General features: G+C 42.1%; 19 protein-coding genes and 4 pseudogenes. 20 read left to right on the top strand and 3 right to left on the bottom strand.

Features of this window, described 5'->3' with window-relative positions:
• Window positions 1-113 precede the first annotated feature (113 nt).
• Window positions 114-635 carry a photosystem I assembly protein Ycf3 gene (locus ACYRY3_RS07140; protein ID WP_460201005.1) on the top strand — a complete coding sequence of 174 codons (522 nt, stop codon included), beginning with the start codon at window positions 114-116 and terminating at the stop codon, window positions 633-635.
• A gap of 83 nt (window positions 636-718) precedes the next feature.
• Complete coding sequence (gatC, locus tag ACYRY3_RS07135) at window positions 719-1,012, top strand: Asp-tRNA(Asn)/Glu-tRNA(Gln) amidotransferase subunit GatC (protein ID WP_460201004.1); 294 nt, start codon at window positions 719-721, stop codon at window positions 1,010-1,012.
• A gap of 72 nt (window positions 1,013-1,084) precedes the next feature.
• Here gatC and ACYRY3_RS07130 read toward each other — a convergent pair.
• Window positions 1,085-1,390 (bottom strand): annotated as a pseudogene (locus ACYRY3_RS07130) (3-phosphoshikimate 1-carboxyvinyltransferase); the annotation flags it as partial.
• Window positions 1,391-1,393: 3 nt separating this feature from the next.
• Here ACYRY3_RS07130 and ACYRY3_RS07125 point away from each other — a divergent pair.
• Window positions 1,394-2,089, top strand: a pseudogene (locus ACYRY3_RS07125) (alpha amylase C-terminal domain-containing protein); the annotation flags it as partial.
• Between the two features lie 61 nt (window positions 2,090-2,150).
• Here ACYRY3_RS07125 and ACYRY3_RS07120 read toward each other — a convergent pair.
• Window positions 2,151-2,561, bottom strand: coding sequence for a GFA family protein (locus tag ACYRY3_RS07120; protein ID WP_460201003.1), 411 nt, complete (start codon window positions 2,559-2,561; stop codon window positions 2,151-2,153).
• A gap of 834 nt (window positions 2,562-3,395) precedes the next feature.
• Between ACYRY3_RS07120 and ACYRY3_RS07115 the strand changes: the two genes are divergently transcribed.
• Window positions 3,396-3,818: a sigma-70 factor domain-containing protein gene (locus ACYRY3_RS07115; protein ID WP_460201002.1), complete on the top strand. Its 423-nt coding sequence runs from the start codon at window positions 3,396-3,398 to the stop codon at window positions 3,816-3,818.
• A gap of 67 nt (window positions 3,819-3,885) precedes the next feature.
• Window positions 3,886-4,893, top strand: a complete 1,008-nt coding sequence (locus tag ACYRY3_RS07110) for a 50S ribosomal protein L11 methyltransferase (RefSeq protein WP_460201001.1) — start codon at window positions 3,886-3,888, stop codon at window positions 4,891-4,893.
• A gap of 22 nt (window positions 4,894-4,915) precedes the next feature.
• On the opposite strand, the gene ACYRY3_RS07105 is transcribed toward ACYRY3_RS07110, so the two are convergent.
• Window positions 4,916-5,077 carry a hypothetical protein gene (locus ACYRY3_RS07105; protein ID WP_460201000.1) on the bottom strand — a complete coding sequence of 54 codons (162 nt, stop codon included), beginning with the start codon at window positions 5,075-5,077 and terminating at the stop codon, window positions 4,916-4,918.
• 31 nt (window positions 5,078-5,108) lie between these two features.
• On the opposite strand from ACYRY3_RS07105, the gene ACYRY3_RS07100 reads away from it, so the two are divergent.
• The 15 genes and pseudogenes from ACYRY3_RS07100 (at window position 5,109) to ACYRY3_RS07030 (ending at window position 15,949) form a co-directional block, all read left to right on the top strand.
• Entirely contained in the window at window positions 5,109-6,548 is a 1,440-nt protein-coding gene (locus tag ACYRY3_RS07100; protein WP_460200999.1) for an iron-containing redox enzyme family protein, read from the top strand.
• Window positions 6,497-6,715, top strand: a pseudogene (locus ACYRY3_RS07095) (Rieske (2Fe-2S) protein); the annotation flags it as partial. The gene ACYRY3_RS07100 and the pseudogene ACYRY3_RS07095, both read left to right, overlap by 52 nt.
• A gap of 42 nt (window positions 6,716-6,757) precedes the next feature.
• Complete coding sequence (locus tag ACYRY3_RS07090) at window positions 6,758-6,898, top strand: hypothetical protein (protein WP_460201033.1); 141 nt, start codon at window positions 6,758-6,760, stop codon at window positions 6,896-6,898.
• A 628-nt stretch (window positions 6,899-7,526) separates the two neighbouring features.
• A complete protein-coding gene (locus tag ACYRY3_RS07085) occupies window positions 7,527-7,778 on the top strand; it encodes a hypothetical protein (protein ID WP_460200998.1) in 252 nt (83 codons plus the stop codon).
• Between the two features lie 46 nt (window positions 7,779-7,824).
• Entirely contained in the window at window positions 7,825-8,073 is a 249-nt protein-coding gene (locus ACYRY3_RS07080) for a hypothetical protein (RefSeq protein WP_460200997.1), read from the top strand.
• A gap of 47 nt (window positions 8,074-8,120) precedes the next feature.
• On the top strand, window positions 8,121-8,369 hold the full coding sequence (locus ACYRY3_RS07075) for a hypothetical protein (RefSeq protein ID WP_460200996.1): 249 nt from the start codon (window positions 8,121-8,123) through the stop codon (window positions 8,367-8,369).
• Between the two features lie 49 nt (window positions 8,370-8,418).
• Window positions 8,419-8,634: a hypothetical protein gene (locus ACYRY3_RS07070; RefSeq protein WP_460200995.1), complete on the top strand. Its 216-nt coding sequence runs from the start codon at window positions 8,419-8,421 to the stop codon at window positions 8,632-8,634.
• A 373-nt stretch (window positions 8,635-9,007) separates the two neighbouring features.
• Complete coding sequence (locus ACYRY3_RS07065) at window positions 9,008-9,643, top strand: hypothetical protein (RefSeq protein WP_460200994.1); 636 nt, start codon at window positions 9,008-9,010, stop codon at window positions 9,641-9,643.
• Window positions 9,644-10,006: 363 nt separating this feature from the next.
• Window positions 10,007-12,034 (top strand): FAD-dependent oxidoreductase, encoded by a 2,028-nt coding sequence (locus ACYRY3_RS07060; RefSeq protein ID WP_460200993.1) that lies wholly within the window; start codon window positions 10,007-10,009, stop codon window positions 12,032-12,034.
• A 149-nt stretch (window positions 12,035-12,183) separates the two neighbouring features.
• The gene (gene clpS / locus ACYRY3_RS07055; RefSeq protein ID WP_460200992.1) at window positions 12,184-12,498 is read left to right on the top strand and encodes an ATP-dependent Clp protease adapter ClpS; all 315 of its coding nucleotides are present in this window, start codon (window positions 12,184-12,186) and stop codon (window positions 12,496-12,498) included.
• A 5-nt stretch (window positions 12,499-12,503) separates the two neighbouring features.
• On the top strand, window positions 12,504-12,797 hold the full coding sequence (locus ACYRY3_RS07050; protein ID WP_460200991.1) for a DUF2103 domain-containing protein: 294 nt from the start codon (window positions 12,504-12,506) through the stop codon (window positions 12,795-12,797).
• An 81-nt stretch (window positions 12,798-12,878) separates the two neighbouring features.
• Window positions 12,879-13,274, top strand: a pseudogene (locus ACYRY3_RS07045) (beta/alpha barrel domain-containing protein); the annotation flags it as partial.
• A 478-nt stretch (window positions 13,275-13,752) separates the two neighbouring features.
• The gene (locus tag ACYRY3_RS07040) at window positions 13,753-13,992 is read left to right on the top strand and encodes a hypothetical protein (protein WP_460200990.1); all 240 of its coding nucleotides are present in this window, start codon (window positions 13,753-13,755) and stop codon (window positions 13,990-13,992) included.
• 187 nt (window positions 13,993-14,179) lie between these two features.
• On the top strand, window positions 14,180-14,575 hold the full coding sequence (locus tag ACYRY3_RS07035) for a hypothetical protein (protein WP_460200989.1): 396 nt from the start codon (window positions 14,180-14,182) through the stop codon (window positions 14,573-14,575).
• Between the two features lie 204 nt (window positions 14,576-14,779).
• Complete coding sequence (locus ACYRY3_RS07030; protein WP_460200988.1) at window positions 14,780-15,949, top strand: pyridoxal phosphate-dependent aminotransferase; 1,170 nt, start codon at window positions 14,780-14,782, stop codon at window positions 15,947-15,949.
• The last annotated feature ends 3 nt before the right edge of the window (window positions 15,950-15,952 follow it).

Below are 15,952 nucleotides of genomic sequence, written 5' to 3'. Positions count from 1 at the left end.
AGGTGCAAATCAGTTAGATTAGCTATTAAGCAGTAGACTTGTAGCGAGCACCCAAGCGCTGGCTACAGATTTGCGATCGCAATCATGTTGGCGCACCTTCATACAATCTCGATATGCCAAGAACCCAAAGAAAAGATAATTTCATTGACAAAACTTTTACAGTCATGGCGGATTTGATTCTCAAGATCTTGCCAGCAAATCAGAGAGCAAAAGAAGCCTTTGCTTACTACCGAGATGGAATGTCGGCACAATCAGAGGGAGAATACGCCGAAGCCCTGGACAACTATAAAGAAGCTCTAGAACTAGAAGAGGACCCCAACGATCGCAGCTATATCCTGTATAATATGGGGTTAATTTACGCTAGTAACGGCGAGCACGAAAAAGCCCTTGAACTGTATCACCAAGCTCTAGAATGCAACCCAAGCCTACCTCAAGCCTTGAATAACATCGCTGTTATTTACCACTACCAGGGAGAAAAGGCAAAAGAAGCAGGAAACGAAGACCTTGGAGAATCACTCTTTGACCAAGCTGCCGATTACTGGCTCAGAGCTATCCGCTTGGCTCCCAATAATTACATTGAAGCCCAAAACTGGTTAAAAACGACTGGGCGCTCTCAAATTGACGTATTCTTTTAATCAATTGTCATTAGTCCTTTGTTCTGTGTCATTGCCTGAGGACTAATGACAATTGACGAATGACGAATGATTAAGGACTAACTATGATTGACCGTGAACAAGTTCGCAAAGTAGCTCTTTTGGCTCGGTTAGAATTGACACCAGAAGAGGAAGAGCGATTCACCAACCAGTTGGGAAGCATTATTGACTATTTTGAGCAATTGAATGAGTTGGATGTTAGCAATGTGCCACCAACAGCACGGGCAATTGATGTTAGCAATGTAACACGGTCGGATACTTTACAACCCTATAGCGATCGCGAAGCCATTCTTCAGAGTGCGCCCGAGCAAGAAGGCGACTTTTTTAAAGTTCCAAAGATACTTAGCCCTGAAGAGTAGGTCTGAGAAAAGTTAGTAGTTAGTAGGTAGTAGTTAGTAGCTACTAATAACCACCAACCACTAACCACACATTCATCCACCACAAACCTGTTGCAGCGTGGTAACAAATTCCGGGTAAGAAACTGCTGCAGCTTCCGCACGCTGGATATGAGTAGTACCAGAAGCGTTAAGGGCAGCAATTGCCAGACTCATTGCAATGCGGTGATCGGTATAGCTATCGACTTCAGCGCCAGAGAGGGGGGTACCTCCAGTAATTTCCATACCGTCAGGTAATTCTGTGACTTTTGCCCCCATTTTGTTAAGTTGGTGCGCCATGACAGCAATGCGATCGCTCTCTTTCACCCGCAACTCAGCAGCATCTCGAATCGCTGTAGTTCCTATAACGTCACCTTTAGTATGTGGTACCACCACAGTGAAAACTATATGTTGGCGCTGTCCCACGATGAGGTGGTACACGGTAAGAGCAACATCATCGGCAAAATGCCCGGAGATAGATGGCAGCAGTTTGCCAATGTCCGTTGTTTGTTCGCTTACATGTTCACCCACCCCGGAAAGAAAACCATGTTTATGAGCATGGAGTTCGGGCAGTGGAGTGAGTGGAACGTTTGGAGCGATTTGGACTGGCACCTGTTCCAATATGAACCGCACCAACAGCTCAAAGAGTTTTTTAAAGACCTAAACCATCTCTATCGTTCTGAACCAGCTTTGTACACTCAGGATTTTGCTAGAGAAGGATTCGAGTGGATTGACTGTAGCGACAATCGGCACAGCGTCGTGTCGTTTATCCGTAGAGACAAAGACTCGGAGAATTTCGTTGTCACGGTTTGTAACTTTACCCCCCAACCCCATTCTCACTATCGCATTGGTGTTCCAGAACCAGGGTTTTATACCGAGTTGTTCAACAGCGATGCCCGTCAGTACGGCGGTAGCAATATGGGGAATTTAGGCGGTAAGTGGACGGATAATTGGTCATTGCACAGTCGTCCCTATTCACTGGATTTGTGTTTGCCACCCTTGGGAGTATTGGTTCTCAAGTTGGATAAGCAGAAGACGGCAGAAGCGATGGCTGATTCGTAAGCAGTGTCTCTTTTGTAGACGTAGTAGACGTAGGGTGGGCACTGCCCACCAGTAAACTATGCTACATTGGTGGCATTTTAGCGAACTTGGGCAACTCCGGGTTCATGTAATACCAAGGCTGGGCACTAGCTGTGTAAATGTCCATCGCAGGTCGGAACCAGCTTGGGTCATCAAGACTCCCTGCCGTAATACCCATAAGCTCGGGGATCGGGGGCTTGCTAAATAATCGGGAACCGCAGTTCGGGCAAAAGCCTCGACCAACAATGCTTCCGCTATCACCAATTACATTACGGTATTTCACCTCTCCAGTGATAGTGAGTGAATTCTGCGGCACGAGAAGCGCGGAAACACAGGCACTTCCTGCCGCCCGTTGACAATCGCGACAGTGGCAATTCCCCATTGCAATGGGTTCGGCTGAACATTCGTAGCGGACAGCCCCACACAGACAACCGCCGGTAAATTTTGTTGACATCAGAAGTTGATTTTTTTAGACATTTCTAACATTTTTTTAACAAAAGATTTTATTTTTCCCACTTTTCAAGTGGAGAATTCTATACAAAAGTTTTTACGTTTCTTGCTTTTCATACTTTTCATACTAATAAATATAGCTGAATAAAGAATCTGACTTTTCACGTCATGTGGAAAAGCTAACAGAAAACCTAACCCCCCAGCCCCCTTCCCTTGTAGGGAAGGGGGAGAAATCAAAGCTTCTCTAACCAAAAGGAGAACAAAATGAGCAGCGATCGCGTAAACAGTCCAAACATGAAGCTCGAATCGTAGTGTTTAACGTTTCCGACATTAATTTAAAGTGCCAAACAATCCAGGAGCTATTTCTTCTGTTAACTTAGGAAAGAAAGTACGATCGAACTATAAAAAAGCATAAGTAAATAAAAATAAAGACGTAGTAAGAAATAGTAATAACAATGATAAAAGACCTAGAGTTATCAAAGCACTATGCTTACCAAGGGGAAACCAGTAAGGCTGAGCCAATGAAAGAAACTGACTCCATAATTTTATATCAAGGCAATTGATGTTGTAGCCCTTAGTCATGAGAAAACTAATAAACAACTTATGCTTTAAATTTAGTGTAAGTAACAATTGTAAAGAAATTGGAAAGATAAATTTGACATTGCGATCGCACTCTTCACGCCGCTACGAGGTTGCCAGCATTTTGCAACTTATCTAAAAACTTTTTGTTAACTTCACTCTAACTTATCCTTCTTCGCCCACGGAAGTAGGGCTGTACATGGAAACTAAAAATATAAAGACGGAAAAACAACCCTTTCGTTAAATGAGGATTCTTACCATGACTCAGACTGTGACAAACGCTACAACTGCATATTTGCAACAAATTAGTCGAATTCCTTTACTGACCCGCGACCAAGAAATTCAATACGGCAAACAAGTACAGTTAGCAATAGCATTGTATGAAGTGAGATCTAGCTTATTTAATCAGTTAAACCGTTTTCCAACCCATGAAGAGTGGGTTAAGCAAGTTAAAATTTCTCTTGGTAGCGACTATCCCAAAACGGTCTCAAAGCTACAACAAGCGATAACCGCAGGCGAAATGGCCAAACGTAAAATGATGGAGGCTAATTTAAAGTTAGTTGTCTCTATTGCCAAGAAGTATACCAAACATAACGTTGAACTGTCAGATTTGATTCAGGAACGGTATTGCTTATATAGAATAATTCCTAGTTCTCCACCCCCAATCCATAAGGAAAATTAAAAACCTACAAGGGTGCATACATTTCCATTACAAATAAATGCAACAATGTTCGGGAGTTAATACGAAAATGCAAATATCTAGGGTTGAAAATCAAAATAGCACTAGCGGGGATAACTTAGAATTTTTCGTGAATCCAAATTCTACACGTGCGGAATCTGTAGGTGTACTTCACCCCGTGAGTTGGCAATCACTTATCCCGCGCTGGCACTTTGCTATGCTTAATGATGTTGAACGTAATAAAGCATTTGAAACTGCCATAAAACATATTGTGCGTCCAAATTGCACAGTGCTAGACATAGGAGCGGGTTCGGGATTACTGGCGATGATGGCTGCTCGTCATGGAGCTAGTGTAACATCCTGTGAAATGATACAACCAATCGCACAGATGGCTAAGAAAATCATTGCTATCAATGGATTTAAAGACCAGATTAAAATTGTCTCGAAAAAGTCAGACGATCTTGTCGTTGGTCTAGATTTAGCTCAAAGAGCCGATGTTTTAATCACCGAAACCGTTGATTGTGGGCTTGTGGGTGAAGGTATATTGCCAATCATTCGTCACGCTCGGCAAGCATTGTTGACTCCAGATGCAACAATCGTTCCAGCTAAAGCAGTAGTTAAGTTTAGCTTGTTAGAAAGCCATTTAGTACACAATCTGAATTTTGCATCCGACGCAACTAACTTTGATGTTTCGCCGTTCAATGTCTTCTCTACATCTGGGTATTTTCCAGTTCGGCTGTGGATTTGGCCACATCGCTTATTAAGTAAACCCACCACAGCATTTGAATTCGATTTCCGAGTCGATTCACTGAAACCACGTCAGAAAGAAATATGTGTACAAGTCCAACACAACGGGACTGTTCATGGTGTTGTTTTTTGGTTTGAGTTGGATTTAGGTAACGGAGTTGTTTTAAGCAATGCAGTAAATAACGAAAAATCACACTGGATGCAAGCAGTGCAATGCTTTGAACAACCCATGATTGTTCAAAAGGACGAGCTGTTGAAATTAATGGTTCGGCAAAGCGATACTAATATCGATTTTCAGATTACCAAAGCCTTTGAAAATAAGAGGATGTAAAAAATGTTGCTGAAGCTGAAATTTAAGATATCAGCTTCTTGCGATCGCACAACCTTAGAAACTTTTCTCTATGTAGCGATGATTTGAAACGCGCTCGAACCCCTTGCATCATTTTTGACTCACGTTGACTTTGAAGATCTCTTTTGAGTCGTTTGTCTGTCAAGTCAACAAAACTGTTAGCCATTTTTATTTAGATTAAGTAGGTAAAAAATACCATGCAAACAAAAACTCGATTGTCGCAAGAGACCTCTGCTGCTCTGAACATTACTGACTATGATTTTTTCAAGTCATGTTTAGTTGAATATGGCAAATGCGACCTATTTAAGGATACAGAGGAATGGTTGCTTGAAGACAATCCCTATCATCGAACTTTGCGACCGCACATTTTCCATTATTTGGACTTTTCAAAACCTTTAAACCGAAAGAATTTGCTGACTTACAATAGTCTGACTGCTAATCGAACATTGCTAACTGTGTATGAAAGCAATTTTGTCTTCCTGCCGAAACATGATTTTGTTCATAAACGCCAAGATTTTGACAAGTTTTATGATTCAAAACTTCTGGCTTTAGGGAATATTATCAAACCTTGGTTGGAACACTATATTTTCTCATTCCTTGATACTGAAATATCTGTGACTGGTAATTGGAGTGTTGCTGCTGTTGAGGAGTATTTCCAAGAGTATATAGAAACCGTCAAAAAGACAGAAAACAGTCGGGTAATGGAAACAATCGAAGGTTCGACAGATCCAGTCCATGCTGCCAAAACCTTTTTGATTCAATTAGCTGGTGATTTCCTAGTTGAATCTTCAGCAATGTCTAGGAATATTTTGGGCTACTATGGTTCTCTGCAATCAGAGCTATTTAAGATTGTTATTGACGAATACGGCTACGGTGTTCATCAGACAAAACACAGCAAATTATTTGAAGAAACACTCGAAAGTATTGGTTTAGAATCAACGCCACACAGTTATTGGCAATTCTATTTAACATCTTCGCTGATGTTAAATAATTACTTCAATTACATCTGCGCCGACCACTCGAAATTCTTCCGCTATTTAGGAGCCATTTTTTACGCAGAAACAACCTTCATCAAATTCTGCGAACTTACTGCTAAAACCATGAAGAAAATCTTTGGTTCAAGCATTAACAACCGCTATTTTAGCGAACATGTCCATATTGATTATCATCACAGTCGAATGGTGCTGGAAAAGCTGATTAAACCAGCGATCGCCGTTTATGGTGAAGGAATAATTCCTGATATTGTGCGGGGTTTTGAGGAAGCCAGTCTCATATCTGAAATAGCCGACCAAGATTTCATTGACCAGGTGCATTGGGCTGACGACGGGCTGAAGTACAAAGCTTTAGGATCGTCAGTCTACGCGAAAATTCAAGATGGTAGCATCAATCCGAAGATGCAGCAGTTTATTGAGCCTCGCGGTGAATTGTCAGTGACTCACGTTCATGATGGTGATGAGCTTTGTTATATTCAGTCAGGTGTAATGAAGTTCGTTACAGGTCACGATCGCTACACAATACTCAATGCTGGCGAAGGCACGGTCATTCAGCATAATCGACTGCATGGAGCCATCATTGAATCCGAAGAATGCGTGTACAACATCTATTCAATCGGAGACTATCAAAAATGCCTGTTGTAAAATTCGATCCGCATCTATTAAACTTTCTGATTCATGATAATAGGCGTTTCTTCCTCATATCCTTAGACAACGGCATATTCTTAGTAACAGATAATTGTCCTCATCGGGGTGGACCGCTTCATCTAGGCCACTTTGATTGTCAAAAAAGCACTATTGTCTGTCCTTGGCATGAGTTAGTTGTTTCTATAAATCATCTACAACAACATGCTATGCCTTTAGTCTGGCGTAACGATATTGCAGTAGCTGTTTTACCTGAGACAAAGTCGAAGTCAATTGCGTTCAAGCGTCGTCATATATTAGCTACTTCAGAAGTTTCAATTCAGGGGACAAGTTCTGTAATTGTCGAGTAGCAAATAATTTTTTGCAAGAGCCAAGTTTTGACTTCAGCCCTCGGGATCTAAAACCCCACCGTTTACACGGGAGCCAGTACTGTAAGAAGGATAGCCCGACCTAGGTATATGGCGTTGCTCGCAATCGGTAGGGGTTTGAATCCCCAACAGAAATGTACATAGTTGCCTCTTACCGCTTCTAAAACTTTGGACAAAGTTACCCACAATTAGATAAATTTGGACAAACCCAACTCTACGGTATAAGTTCGCTCAACTAGAAGCGCTCGCTCCCCCTCTCCCTCTCCCCCCCTCTCCCCCTCTGCCTTAATGATAAGTCTTTACCCGGACATGATATGACCCATCTCTACAACAATCTTAAGTGACTCAGGAATCTGTCTTTAGGCAATCTGAAGCGTTAAACCCTTTACCTAAAAAGCATTTTCACGCTTTCTCTCTCACTCACTTAAAAAAGTGCATCAGTAAATTTTGCTTGCATCTATTAAAGATTGAAGGTAAGCAAATCAGGTTAACTCGATGAGAAATCGGTAATTAGTTTTTGCTTTCTATAAAAAGAGCTATTAAGGCAAGCAAACTAAGCTTAACAAACCTTAGCTCGTAACAATTTGTTATTAAGAACACAACCAAGATTATGTCTGCATACAACGTTAATTCTTCTCATAACGTCTGTGAATTTACTGTGCCTATCAAATTAAACATTCCCATTCATATTGAGCCGACAGTAGTTCTCAAAAAACCTGATTCTGTTCGTGAGAAAGTACACATACATCTCGAACCAGATATTCGCCTGAATCCAGAAGTACGGGCAGTTCCGCCTGTTTGTCACCAAAATGGCTACGACAAATATCAGTTGCCTGCTTATGAAACTGCACAACCAGCATAACCAATTTCTCTATTCACATTACTAACCAACTAAAGGAGTCAAAAAAATGTCTGAATACAAAGCTGAATCTTACAAAGCTTGCGAATTCAATGTTCCCATCAAATTAAATATTCCCATCCAAATTGAACCCACAGTAGCCATTAAAACACCTAACGCTGTCCGCGAAAAAGTGGCTGTTTACCTCGAGCCAGATATTCGCCTAAATCCAGAAGTACGAGCAGTTCCACCTGTTTGTCACCAAAATGGCTATGACAAATACCAGTTGCCCGCACAACAAACTACAGAACAGTCATAAGTAATATTTTTCATTCACATTATTAACCAACTCAAGGAGTCAAACCAATGTCTGAATACAAAGCTGAATCTTATAAAGCCTGCGAATTCACTGTTCCCATCAAATTAAATATTCCCATTCATATTGAGCCCACAGTAGCCATTAAAACACCTAACGCTGTCCGCGAAAAAGTGGCTGTTTACTTCGAGCCAGATATTCACTTGAATCCAGAAGTGCGGGCAGTTCCACCTGTTTGCCATCAAAATGGCTATGAAAAATACCAATTACCTACATATCAAAATGCACCAGAAGCATAACCAATTTCTCTATTCACACAATTTTTAACCAACCAAAGGAGTCAAACCAATGTCTGAATACAAAGCTGAATCTTATAAAGCTTGTGAATTTACCGTGCCTATTAAATTAAACATTCCCATCCACATCGAACCCACGGTAGCCGTCAAAACACCTGATTCTGTGCGCGAGCAAGTTGCTGTTTACCTCGAACCAGATATCTACCTCAATCCAGAAGTACGAGCATTACCACCCGTATGTCAGCAAAATGGCTACGACAAGTACTAATTGCTTGCACAACAGACATACAGCATTTTTCAAGTAAATAAAGTACATGGGTAGGGGCAAACGGTTGTTTGCCCTTACAACAACCTGTACCTCCTCAGCGTTGTAATCTGCTGTATTTTAGATAGTCGATTTTATTGACAATCTGTCATAAATCCTTAGTTTTGAGTTACTTGTTTTATACCATTTCACGAAAAGGATCATACAAATCGATAGTACAGAGACGCGCCATGGCTCGTCTCTACAAAATTTATATTGATTGTGATTAGCGTGAAACGGTATTAAACTATGCGATCGCTAAAAAAAGAATAATCTCTTTCTAAATTCTTTCTTTTTCAAGACTTTCAATTACCGAAACTCAAAATTTCCAAAACTTATGTCTATATCACCCAATCCAAACAGCTATTCAAAAGGACAAAAGATTAATGTCTCTATGATGTTAAAAGTACCTATCGATATTGAACTGGAAATTGTCGGAGTACCATCCACACAAAGTCAGCAAACAGAGGATAAAGAAACGGTTAGATTGATAGAAGAAAATTCTGATGCTCGGGTAATAGTTAGTGGGATCGGTTTGGCTAAATTACAAGAAGATAATCAAGCTTTATTCAGCCAAATTGTAAATCAGCTTCAACAAGAAAACAAAATTTTTTCTACATTAACTCAAATCCAACCAGAGCAAGATAATACAGGAAATACTGGAAACTTAGACCAGAAGTGCGATAGTCTGCCTATTGCCAACGAATTTATGCCAGAAGTCCCTTCCCTATTACAGAACAACAGCACAAGCCCAGGAAGCGAGGTTGGGCAAAAGGATGCACTTTGCGATCGCATCGATACCTTGCAAAATGAAAACTTTACCGTTCTCCAACCTCAAACATCACGACCTAATAAAAAACTGACAGTACGCTTGAGTGACTCACTAAACGATGGTATGACCCTTGCTGTTAACACTATAGGAGCAATTCTCTTTTTAGGTAAACTGGCTAACTATAGCTGGGAGGAACAATGAACCAACATTTTTTGAAGTGTCTATGAGTACGTAATTTTTTTTTGCAAAGAGTTAATGATGCTAAGAAAAACTTTGCGTCTTTGCGTGAAATCTTCAAGACTTCCGTTCATTCAGAACATTTTTAGGCTGATAGCGTCTCAACTACTGTTATAGTACCTAGCAAAGGTGACATCGTTTCAACCTGCCAAACTGAGACCTTCGCTGCCTACCCAATCAGTATGGCGGGTGAAAAGTCAAATGAGACCTACGGAAAGGGGGCATCCGCAGGTTTTCTTTGTTTGGCTGTGAAGAAAGAATCACCAAACCACTTGAGGAAAATGCTGTTAAAGCTGCCAAACGGAGTCGAACGGAATCGTGCTTAATATGAAGCGCAAAAATGCATCACTTATTTCTTTAACTCTCATCTCAACTTTTATCGCACCATACTCGGTCATTGCTGCACCACCAAGAAACCCAGATAAAACAGTTAATTGCGATATCCTTGTCGTGGGTGGTGGGCTTTCTGGTGCTGCTACCGCCTATGAAGGGTTACTTGCAGGAAGAACTGTTTGCCTGACGGAAATTACTGATTGGGTGGGAGGACAAATTTCTTCTCAAGGAACTTCTGCTTTGGATGAACGCCCTACCCAGCGTAATAAATTATTTTACTCTCGAGGTTACTTAGAATTACGCCAGCGCATTGAGCGTAAGTATAAGGGAGATATCAATCCCGGTGATTGCTGGGTGAGTGATTCTTGCTATTTGCCTCGTGATGGTCACGAAATCTTGACCGCAATGCTTAAGGATGCCGAAAGGAAGGGTCGAGGGAAGTTACAATGGTTTCCCAACACGGTCATTAAAGATTTGGAATATAGCAGCGATGGTAAACTGATTAACGCTGCGATCGCGATCCAACATCAACCAGCCAAAAGCACACCACCCCTCAACACATTCCCCTTATCTCAAACCATCGAAGACGCCTATACCTACGAAAACTCTTCTCGGTTTACGAAAAACATTATTCGCCTTGTTCCCAGGGCAAGCAAAGCCAAAGGAAACACCAATGCTCCAAACTGGTATGTTGTGGACGCCTCGGAAACTGGAGAAATTATTGCTCTCGCTGATGTGCCCTACCGACTGGGCATTGATGCTCGCTCTTACTTAGAACCTTCTTCTTCCAGTGCCACCAACGACCCCTTTTGTACCCAGGGCTTTACTTACACCTTTGCAATGGAGGCTACGGAGGGACCGCAAAACCAGACGATGCCACCATTTTACCCGCAGTATGCACCATACTACAGTTACGAATTAAAACGACTGGCAAGTTTTCCTTTGGTCTTCACTTACCGTCGAATTTGGAGTCCCAGAGAAGGGGAACCGATGCAATTCGGAGGAGTTAAGTTTTCTGCTCCTGCCCCAGAAGACATTTCCATGCAAAACTGGACTTGGGGGAATGACTACCGTCCCGGAACCTCGAAGGATAACCTCATTTATACCCGCGAACAGCTACAAGCTTCCGGTCAGTTGAAATCAGGAGGTTGGATGGGTGGACTGAGGACAGATGCTTTACGCAAAGGTGAAGAGATTGCCCTAGGTTATTATTACTGGCTGGTGGCTGGGACTACCGATTCCCAATTGGGTGATGGAGTCAAGCAACTGCACCCCAATAATCGCTATCTATCGGGGTTAGATTCCCCAATGGGAACAGCCCATGGCTTGTCCAAACATCCTTATATGAGGGAAGGAAGGCGCATTATTGGACGCCCGAGTTGGGGACAACCCCAAGGGTTTACTATTTGGGAAATCGATATTTCTCGTCGCGACTACACTGACGAGTACTACCGCAAAACACTCCCACCGGATGAGTATCGCCGTCTTAAAGCTGCATTAGCTGGTTTGGAAGCAGCATCGGTTCTCTCCGGTCAAAAGCCACCAGAAAACACAATGCGACGAACTCGTTCTACCATTTTCCCCGATGCTGTAGGTATCGGTCACTACGCCATTGATTTCCATCCTTGTATGACTCAAAGCCCTCCAGAAGCACCCGGTAATACGGAACGTGCAGGAGAAAGACGTGGTGCCGGACAGGCTTATCCGTTCCAAATTGCTTTAAGAGCAATGATTCCGCAAAAGATTGATAATTTGCTAGTGGGTGGTAAGAGCATTGCAACCAGTCATATTGCTGCCGCAGCCTACAGGGTACACTCTTTTGAGTGGTCAGCTGGTGCTGCCGCAGGAACAACGGCGGCTTTCGCCCTAAAAAATGGTATTGCACCTTATCAACTTGTTGACGAGTTACCCAAACCAGAATCGCAATTACAAGCGTTGAAACAGTTGTTGGAGAAAAACGGCAACCCCACCGCCTTTCCAGATACCTCGATTTTCAACGAAAATTGGGATGAGTGGAAATAATTTAGTCATTTGTCCTTAGTCATTGGTGGGCAATGCCCACCCTACGTCTTTCCCAAAGAACAAATAACAAATGACAAATGACAACTGACTATGGATTAAACTAATTAATCGTAGTGTAGTTTTGTTAAGCCTTTTAGGCAAGCATGATTATGATGACACGACTTTCAGCAGCTTCAACTTCACCAACTATAGCTCCTGAACGGTCTAGTCAAGTGACCCAAAAGCCATATCCGAATTATAAAGTGATAGTCTTGAATGATGACTTTAATACATTCCAGCACGTTCATGACTGTTTGGTAAAATACATTCCGGGTATGACTAGCGATCGCGCTTGGGAACTGACTAACCAGGTGCATTACGAAGGTCAAGCCATTGTTTGGGTAGGTCCGCAAGAACCTGCTGAACTTTATCACCAACAGTTACGTCGAGCTGGATTAACAATGGCTCCTCTTGAAGCAGCGTAAAAATAATGACTAAACCCTCTGAGGGCAGGCTTGTTTGGAATCACTCGACCCATATTAGCGGCCTTATCCCAGTCCTAGAGCGACTGACGAAGCAGAATGGAATTCAAACCATAACACCTGGGGAGCTTGGGCGAGTCAAAGGTCACTGCCCTCATTTACAATTGCGGGTATCTGTACCAATTCGAGGTGGCTTTAAGGTCATTGCACGTCAGGGGAAAACGGTGCAAGAGGTATTTATTCTGACCAATTTAGCTAAAGAGCAACTTGAAGAAGCAATTTCTGTTGCAATGAGAAAATAGCCGTTGGTCTCTTGGCCTTAGTCCTTTGTCCTTAGTCCTTTGTCCTTGATAGTTACAAATGACTCATGACCAATGACAAATGATCACTTGGGTGTGACAATTGAAGCTGACATTATCAAACAAAAGTTGCCTGAAAATAACAATGGCTACGGAGCCGTTGCTAAGGGAACTGGCAAAAGTTACGGTAAAACCCACGAGCGGGTTTACACTGACTTAACAACCGATCATCCAATTGATTTGACTCGTTACCAAGTCTTGAATTGCTACTGCGGACGTGCAGGGCTGATTAATTCTGGTGGGGCTTCCGGGAAAAATGACTTTGCTGAGGCAGTTCGCACGGCGATCGTTAACAAGCGTGCTGGCGGTACAGGGCTTATTTCCGGGCGAAAGGCATTCCAACGTCCATTCCAAGAAGGAGTGAAGTTATTTCATCTCATCCAAGATGTCTACTTATCATCTGAGGTGACCATAGCTTAACCGCTTCTCACCCAACACAATCCGTCAGTTGTTAATTTGCGGAACGAACCTTACAGAGGTTCTTAGGTGAGTAAGGTACAAAGAGAAATATAAAACTCTTGTGGGGTGGGCATCCCTGCCCGCCCTAGTCATTTGTTGGGTTTCGCTGTCCCTTAACCCAACCTACTAGCTATGCCGTACAACATTTGAAGTGCCACAGCCCTAACTACAAAAATTGTTAAATATAGAGCACTGAAATCGGTAATCTACCAATGCTCAAGCAATATTTAACCAACAATTTGGTTTGCCATTATATCAAGACCAACAAAATCTTGAGCTTACTCAGAATTTCCTCACTATTATTTGCTTAAATGAATAGTCAGTTTATTTGTTCAGCGATATCTGCATTTACAATTCCAAAAGTCACGACTTGCAACAGCAACAAAGGATGTGCCGGAATAAGTAGTTATTTAAATTGGCTCGAGTAGGGAGAAGTACAATGAACCAATCAAACACTTTGCAGTACGAGTTTTTTCGCATTTTTGCACTAGATACTGAGAATGGAAGTTACTTTGTCGGAAGGGTTCAAAATTTTCTCAGCCAGCCAGACTCTTTTTTCTGGTGTAGTGCCAGCGAACCGTTAACAGTAGGAAATGTAGTGAAGGGATACGTGGGCAAATCCAACAGAATGAAGTCATTACCCGTGCTATTTCTACCTAGGCAAAGGCTAAGGGTATGATTTTTTGTGGTTTCCACGCTCTTGAAGGTCTTTAGATGAGAATGGTAGACCCAATTATGGGACGTGTTACCACAAATGCTCAACCATACTTTTTATATACTAAGTAACCAACCTAGAGGATGAAGCTAGCTTTCGGCAAGTTTCCCTAACATTCAGGGGAATTCTAAATAAGGAGAAAATTTTCCGAATGTTAGATTATAACACAAGATTGAATCAATTGCGCCGCAAGATAGCAGTCGTTTTACTCGCTGGTTTAGTCTGGTTCATTAGCCTACCTGCTCTCTCAGTTCAAGCTGCAGGTTACTATTCAGGCGATTATTCAACCAACTCAAGTGCCATCAAAGCAGGTATTGAGAAAGCAGAAGAAAAAATGGGAAGTTACGCCAATATTAAACCAAATATTGATGGTGATGACTACCTTGAGAGCGGTAAGGGAGCTGCACAAGCCCTCCCTAAAGATTCGGGAATCGGTAGTAATCAGAACAACCCTCTCAATATGTTAAAGAGAACTGGTGAAGAACTTGGTAACAACCAAGTTCAGCGTGCTTTTGGGGCAAAGGATTACGATCGCCAGTCCCGTTAAGCAAGAACTTGCCCGTAACAAAGTACAAAGTGGAAAATAGGCAACGGTTGGCAGGGAATGTATGTAGTTAGTAGTTAGTAGTTCAATTTTACTACTAACCACTAACCATTAACCTCTTACCAAAGTAATTCTTAAAAGACAAAAATCGATAAAGTTTCTGGGATATTCTTAAATAGGTAAGAATTTACCTAATTTTAAGTGACAATGAAGCTTGCAGGAAGAGTTAGTCAGGTAACGCCTTCCATAACCTTAGCCATCGCAGCAAAAGCCAAGGCGATGAAGGCAGATGGAATAGATGTTTGTAGTTTTAGCGCTGGAGAACCAGATTTCGACAGTCCGGCGCACGTCAAAGCTGCTGCACAAAAAGCTTTGGATGAAGGTAAAACCAAATATGGACCAGCAGCTGGGGAACCGAAGTTAAGGGAAGCGATTGCTCGCAAGCTAAACACTGATAACGGTCTGGATTATAAAGCAGAAAATGTCATTGTCACCAATGGCGGTAAACATTCGCTGTTTAATTTGATACTGGCATTGATTGAATCAGGGGATGAAGCGATCGTCCCTGCCCCTTACTGGTTAAGCTACCCTGAAATGGTTACGCTTGCTGGTGGAGTATCAGTTATTGTGTCTACCGATGCTTCTACGGGTTATAAAATTACTCCCGAACAATTGCGGAAATCGATTACACCTAAGACAAAATTACTCATCCTCAACTCCCCATCCAATCCCACCGGGATGGTTTACACACCAGATGAAATTAAAGCGATCGCTGAAATTGTCGTTGAGAGTGATATCCTTGTCGTTTCTGACGAGATTTACGAAAAAATTCTTTATGACGGTGCAAAACACGTCTCTATTGGTTCACTCGGAGAAGAAATTTTTGCCCGCACTATTATTAGCAATGGCTTTGCCAAAGCTTACTCTATGACAGGATGGCGGATAGGATATTTGGCAGGACCTCTTGATTTGATTAAAGCAACAATTACTATTCAAAGCCACAGTACATCTAATGTGTGTACTTTTGCCCAATATGGTGCCATAGCAGCTTTGGAAGGTTCTCAAGACTGTGTCGAAGAAATGCGCCTAGCTTTCGCAAAACGGCGAGAGGTGATGTTAGAAAGACTGAACGCCATACCGGGGCTCACGTGTTCCAAACCTGATGGCGCTTTCTACCTATTTCCGGATATTAGCAAAACAGGGCTAAAATCTCTGGAATTTTGTAACGCCTTGCTGGAAAAAGAGCAAGTGGCAGTTATTCCAGGAATAGCCTTTGGTGCTGATGACAATATTCGCCTTTCCTATGCCACAGATCTGGCAACAATTGAAAAAGGAATGGATAGATTGGAAAGGTTTGTAAAATCAGTTATTGGTTAGTGG

The organism is Scytonema sp. NUACC21 (assembly GCF_054684315.1).
Note: the sequence above shows the minus strand (reverse complement) of the source record. Positions and strands in the feature narration are given on the sequence as shown.